Annotated in this window: 4 protein-coding genes; 1 reads left to right on the top strand and 3 read right to left on the bottom strand. The window is 64.6% G+C overall.

From position 1 onward, the window contains the following. Window positions 1-915: 915 nt before the first annotated feature. The 3 genes from M2320_RS22950 to M2320_RS22940 are packed head-to-tail and all read right to left on the bottom strand — an operon-like array spanning window position 916 to window position 4,441. Window positions 916-1,863, bottom strand: a complete 948-nt coding sequence (locus M2320_RS22950; protein WP_184430647.1) for a TniQ family protein — start codon at window positions 1,861-1,863, stop codon at window positions 916-918. After that, window positions 1,860-2,756, bottom strand: a complete 897-nt coding sequence (locus tag M2320_RS22945; RefSeq protein WP_264599288.1) for a TniB family NTP-binding protein — start codon at window positions 2,754-2,756, stop codon at window positions 1,860-1,862. The genes M2320_RS22950 and M2320_RS22945 overlap by 4 nt, the downstream gene beginning before the upstream one ends. Beyond that, window positions 2,750-4,441 carry a transposase family protein gene (locus M2320_RS22940; protein WP_264599287.1) on the bottom strand — a complete coding sequence of 564 codons (1,692 nt, stop codon included), beginning with the start codon at window positions 4,439-4,441 and terminating at the stop codon, window positions 2,750-2,752. The genes M2320_RS22945 and M2320_RS22940 overlap by 7 nt, the downstream gene beginning before the upstream one ends. A 302-nt stretch (window positions 4,442-4,743) precedes the next feature. Here M2320_RS22940 and M2320_RS22935 point away from each other — a divergent pair, with 302 nt between their 5' ends. Next, the gene (locus tag M2320_RS22935; protein ID WP_264599286.1) at window positions 4,744-5,874 is read left to right on the top strand and encodes an RHE_PE00001 family protein; all 1,131 of its coding nucleotides are present in this window, start codon (window positions 4,744-4,746) and stop codon (window positions 5,872-5,874) included. Window positions 5,875-6,072 lie beyond the last annotated feature (198 nt).

The raw sequence follows: 6,072 nt of genomic DNA, 5'->3' as shown, positions 1-6,072 counted from the left end.
GCCCTCGTCCCGCCTCATCGCCATCGCCAAAAACCCCGTCGAGTTTACGTGACTCAAGGGAATCAGCGCCAGCCGACTTCGTCAACGGGCAGTTAGTCCGAAACTCGTTTCGAAGCTCATCGTCGCGATGGAGGGAGATCGTCGCAGGCTCGCTCTGCCTGGGTTTTCACGGCTCCTAGGCTCGTTTGCTGGGCAGAATGTCGCCCAAGTCAGTTGGGGCAGCGACGCGATCTGCACCTCAGCAGAAAGAATCGGCGCGCTACTTCCGCATTGGGGTGACGACGTCCGCGTCGACGCCGCGTGGGCGAGAACAACCGCGCTGTGCAAGCGGAATTATGCAGGGCCGCTCAAGAAGGCGTTGTTGGGCCACAGGCCAGACGTCGTCGCTTCCGCGATCGAGTCGTGGCGGGCCGCTGCGCGGTTTGGGTTGCCATCCGCGACGGCTGCGTTACCGGAGGTGCTCGACGTACTGTCCAGCGATCGGCTTCCTGAAAACTATTATGATCCGGATTGGCCGGGTTCGCGAGGTCCAAAACCGATCGTAGCAATCGCGCACGGGCTGGACATCATGGAAAAAGGGTCAGTAGCCATTGCGCAACTCAAGGCCGCTGGAAGGGGCGCGCGGGCAGACGAACTGGCGCGCATGCTCGTAAATGCCAACTGGCAGTAATTTCAGACAGAACGTCTCAACGTAGGATCAATCCTGCGAGAAAGGCGGCAACCGCGGACGGGCCTTCAAGCACGAGACCATGCCAGATTGGAAGCAGAGCCGTGGTCATTTCGCCGATTTCTGCGGCAATGGCGGAAAACTGGTTACAAGCCGACCTTGCTGAACGCGTCTGCGTTGGTCGCCTTCCCGCCGATGGCGCCCGTCCGACCTTCATCAAACTTGGCTTCGGCCGTCGGAGATCAAGATCAGGAGGGCGGTTCAGCGCCGTCGGCGCATTTTAGCGAATAAGACTGGCGCCGCTGCACGCTGACGTAGGCGGATAAAATCGCGGCGAGCGGAATTCTGGGCGCGGCGGCCACACCTGCGGGGTGGCGCCCGGACGCAGCCAAAATCGCCTCGATCTCGTCGCTGAGGTCGATGAGACACAGAGCGCGCTCGCGCGTCGACAGCGCGGTAAAGGCCGCCGATCGTGACGGATCGCGCCGCGCCGGCAGGTTCAAAATGAATTTGCGAGCGGCGGCGTTATCGGCGGTCAGGCCAAGGCCGAATTCGGCAAAGCTTTGCGCGCTCCGACGGACCAAGGCGTGAACCGTCGGCGTCGCGGCGCGACGCAGATCAAAGAGGCAATGCGCGCAAAAATGCTGGGGCGCCAACGCCGCCTGATCGAATGGGACCAAGGCTTGTCCGCACGCCGGACATCGATCGATCAGCCGCCTGACGTGGCGCATGCAGAAAATCGTCGTCGCCAGCCGCCAAGCCCGACGAAAATACGGATATTGGTCTTCTGCAAGGCAACGGGGACAGGCTTGCAGCCAGGTCGCGCGCCAGCGATCCTTGCTGCGCGGCGAAACTCTCGTCCGCAACGGCAGCAGCATTTCTCTTGCGGCGAAATCACGGAACGACAACGCGGCAATCGCCTCGGCGGCAAGCCCGGTTCGCCGCGCCAGCAGATCGAGCAGTGCGGCGGGCGGCGCCAGATCCAACCGGCCCGACCAGGCGCGGCCGCCCAATCCGAGCGCTGATCCGAAAGCGCGGGGCGGCAAGCCATGCGCGAGCGCCAGTCGATTGAGCCAACTCGACAGCAGTTCGTCCGTTTGGGGTTGGACCGGCGCCGGCCAGCGCTCCGGCGCGCGCGCGGCGCGGCGTGATTGAATTTCAATCGCATACAGCGCGCCAGCGATCGGCGCGCTCATAGCAGAGCGTCGCGTTGCGGCGCGCCCTTTCGGCGCGACAGCGGCACGTAGCGTAAATCCGCGATCATCGTCGCCGTGATCTGCTCGGCGCCATTGCGTAACGCCAAAATCGCAGCCTGGGTGACGATGGCGACGATCTCGCCTATCAGCCCGTCCGACAGCGCAAAAATCGCCCGCGCGGTTGGCTCGTTGGAAAGTCTTGACGCCGCACCGAGTGGAAACGCCGCTTCAAGACTGTCGAGCAGCGCGAAAAACTCCTCGGCGTAGGTCCAGCGCGGCACGGCGGCGAGACCGAACCGACTGGCCATTTCTTGGGTCAAGGCGACATGGTCGTAAACCGACACGTCGCCAACAAGCACTGGAGAAATGTCATAGTCGCGTCCGAGGCGGCGCAACACCGCGAAAATCGCCTCGACGTCTCGGCTGCGGCCACGCAGGCAATTGTGGAATTCGTCGAAAATCAGGAGGCGTGGCCGCATCTGCCGAAATAGGCAATCGAGCTGTTCGGCCTTGGCGAGCGTGTCGCGCGACCTCGTCTGCGGAGCCTGCAAGGCCGACAAGATCCCGCCATAGAAATTGAGAAGGCCGGCGCCTTCGCGCGTCTGCACGACCCAAACTCTTGGCTGTTCGTTGTTCGCATCGGCCTGCTTCAAATGGTCGAGCGCGAAGCGCTCGACGATCATGCTCTTGCCGTTGGCGGCGGGGCCGAGCAGCATCAGGCCGACCGTTCGTAGCGACGGTGGCCGCGCCAGCAGATCGTCAAAGCTGCGATGTGCGGCGAGCGCCCGCTCATAGGCGATCCAGCGGGCGGCGCGAATGAAGGCGATCCGCTCGCCGGACGTCCGCGCCAGCCACGGCCGGACATGGTCGAAAAGATGCTGGCCGTTCACCATTCCTCCACCGGCAGGGCGCGTTTTTCGCGCAGAGGATGCTCTGGCGCCGGCGGCGCGTCCGGCGCCATCGCTCGATAAGGTTTGTCGGCGCTCTCGGCATGGGCGGAGCGTGCGGCCGCGCGCAGGACGGATTTCGTTGTCGGCGCCTTGCCCAAAACTTTGGCCGGTCGTTGCGCGGCGCCGGCGATCTCGCTGATCGCGCGCCGCAGCGCCACTTTCATCTCAGGCGTCTGGCCGCCGGCCGCGCGTCGCGCCGCGCGGTTGCGCTTGTGTTCCCAAAGCGTGATCGGCTCCATCCTGCCGTCACGCCGCGGTGCCGGCAGGAACAGTCCGGTGTGGGGATGGCGCACATAAATGTGGCTCACGTCGCGCGGATCGCCGCGCACCTCGAGCATGCCGATCCGGTCGCGCTCCGGAACCAATTCGCCGAGCCAGGGGGCGTAGTAATCGAGCGCCTCGAAGCTGACGCCTTGCGGCGTCAAGCGGCGCTCGCCGCCTGGCAGGAATTCAATCAGCACTTGCAACGCATTGTCATCGCGCCGGGGCAGTTCGGCGGCATGCGCCGTCCATTCGGCGAAAGGTGCGTTCAGCGTCTTTTCGTTCTGACGTAAGTTATGATCGAGGACAGCCAAGGCGACGCAACGTTCAAGATCGGAAAAGGTCAGCCGCGCTTTCTCCTCCGAGGGATAGCCATCGCGATTGGCGACTGATCGGCCGGTGCGTCCGGGCAGAGCGCCAATGACGCCGTTGAGAGCGCCCAGCAAGCGTTCGACCACGCTGCCCTGATGGACGTTGCCGCGATGCCGCGGGCGGATGGCGATCCCATACTCCTTGCATCCGCGAGCAAAGGCGCCGCCCTTGAACTCTTTGCCGCCGTCGACCACGAGGGTTTTCGGGCGGCCGAACATCGGCCAGGGGTAATCCGCCAAGCCGCGCGCGGCGAGCCACACGTCCTTTGGGCAGAGCGCCTGCGCCATGCAAAGCGCAACCGAAAGCGATTTCGGTCTCTCCAGCGTCAGGCAAAAGCCAAGGATTGCTCGCGAAAACACATCGACGACCACCGTGAGGTAGGCCCGCCCGACGAAAGTGCCGACCTCGTCGATGACCTCGACGAACTGAATGTCGGTCGGCGTATGGTCGATCTGGCAGACGGCCAGCGGCCGCGCCGCCGAAATATAACCTGGCCTAGCCTTGAGCCTGCGAACGTGCCTGGCGTTGGAAGTTCGCTCCTTGGCGATCGCCAGATCGTCGAACAGCAGGGCGACACGCTGCTGCACGGAAATATAGCACGGCGGCCTTTCGCCGATAGCTGCGCAGCGCGCCCTGATTTCATCGACGATCGGCGCGAGCGGCGGCGCTTCTTTGATCATCCATTTTTCTGCAAGCGTCGTCTCGATGATCGCTTCGACGCCGGCGCTCAGACGCTTCGTCCGCAGTCCGCCCCGCCGCGACTGCAGGGATGTTGCCGTGCGCGTGCTGGCGTAGCGCTTGAGCAGATTATAGACTTGGCGCGTCGTCAGATTGAGTTCGGCGGCGGCTCTCGCGATCAGAGCCCGCCGCAGGCCCGATCCCTCCAAAACCTTGTCGAGCTCCCGCGCTTGTCGCCTGGCCTCGGCCCAAACGTCGTCATCGACCGCCGCCGTACGGCCGCGCAGAGCTCCTTTGCGGATTGAACCGATTGCCAAAAGTCGTCCGCCTGAATTGAAATTTATAGCCAAAAAACAAGCGAACGATATCGGCCAAACCCCACAGATTGATGACGTTTCGTGCGATTGAAATGAGGAAATAAAAGCGACAGCTGTCTGTCGCTTTCCGTTAGCGATTTCAGCAGTGAAGCGCTTAGCGGAAAATCCGCGCCAAATTTTCTGCTAAGGATTTCAGGAGCGATCGGACAGCATGTTGAAAAATAAGTGCAAACCACTCCGGATCGGCGGCGCGCTGGGAAAACCGTCATGAACGATGATCGCCTCGCCAGGTCGGCCGCTCGATGCCCTTGTTGAGCCTCAATTTTCTTGACTCCCTGCCGTGGCGCGCGCTCGCGGGGCCGCTGGCGCGCGCCGAAGACGCGCTTGCCCGCCTCGACGAGCGGCTGCGCGCCAGCCCGATCCGCCACGGCTGGATCGAACGCACGCATTTCGCCGACGCCTGCGCCTCGCTCTGGATCGAGGGCGAACTCGCCCATCTCGAAGATCTCGTCCTCCACGACGCCCATATGGACGCCCGCGCTCCGACCCCGGAGTTGCTCCGCGCCGCCCGGGTGCTGGCGGCGCGCCGGCAGATTTTCGCCGCCGCGCCGGGCTGGGCGCTGTTGCCGGCCGGGGTCGCCGCCCTGCGCGCCGGCGGGTTTTTGCCGGAAGGGGAGGGTAGGGCCGAGACGGCCGGCGTGCGTGACGACGACGAAGGGGAGGGGGCTTTCGCGGCCTCAGCCGCGGGCGATCCGGCGGAAGACGACCCGCTCGCCGCCGAACTCGCGGCGCTCGACGCCGCGCTGGCGCGGACAAACCTCGCGCTCGAACGCAAACCCGTCGTCGCGCGCGAGGACCGCGATCCGCTCGTCTACGATCTCGACTGGGACGAGGACGAGAGGCTCGACCAATGGCGCGACGGCGTCGCCGCGACCGCCGATCTGCCGCCGGTGGTTGCGGCCGCAATCGCCGCAGTCCTTTGGGACGACATCGAACCGCTGCAGCATCTGGATTGGCTTGGCCGCCTGCTCTCCGTCGCGCTGTTGCGCCAGCGCGGCAAGACCTCGAGCCATCTGATGTGCGTCAACTGCGGCGCGCGAGCGGTGGGCCGCCTCCGGCGCAAGCATGGCGATCTCGAAACCAAGATCCTGTTCTGGCTCGCCGCGATCCTGGCCGCCGCCGAACAGGGCCTGAAGGATCACGACCGCTGGCTGCTGGCGCGCGCCTCGCGCGAGGGCAGGTTGAGGGGCAGGCGGGGCACGTCGCGTCTGCCGCAAGCGCTCGACCTCGCCCTGGAGAAGCCGATCGTCACCCCCGAATTGGTGGCCAAGGCGCTGAACGTTTCCGCGCGCGCCGGGCAAGACCTCATCGCCGGACTTGGATTGCGCGAACTGACCGGCCGCAGGCGGTATAGGGCGTGGGGGATCTTGTGAGCGCGCCGCCATCCTCGTGACGACCAGCCACACACGGCTTCAACGCCCCAGAAGTTTGGCCACGGTCAAGCTGCTACGGGCCCCATCGGCTCAAACGGGTCATTAGAGCGGATTCGGCTTAATCCGGGTCATATCCTGCGGCGGCGAAGAAGTTGGCGCACTCTTGCGGAGTGAACGCTGACAGGAGGGCGCCTATCG

Source organism: Rhodoblastus acidophilus (assembly GCF_025961575.1).
Lineage (GTDB): Bacteria > Pseudomonadota > Alphaproteobacteria > Rhizobiales > Beijerinckiaceae > Rhodoblastus > Rhodoblastus acidophilus_C.
Note: the sequence above shows the minus strand (reverse complement) of the source record. Positions and strands in the feature narration are given on the sequence as shown.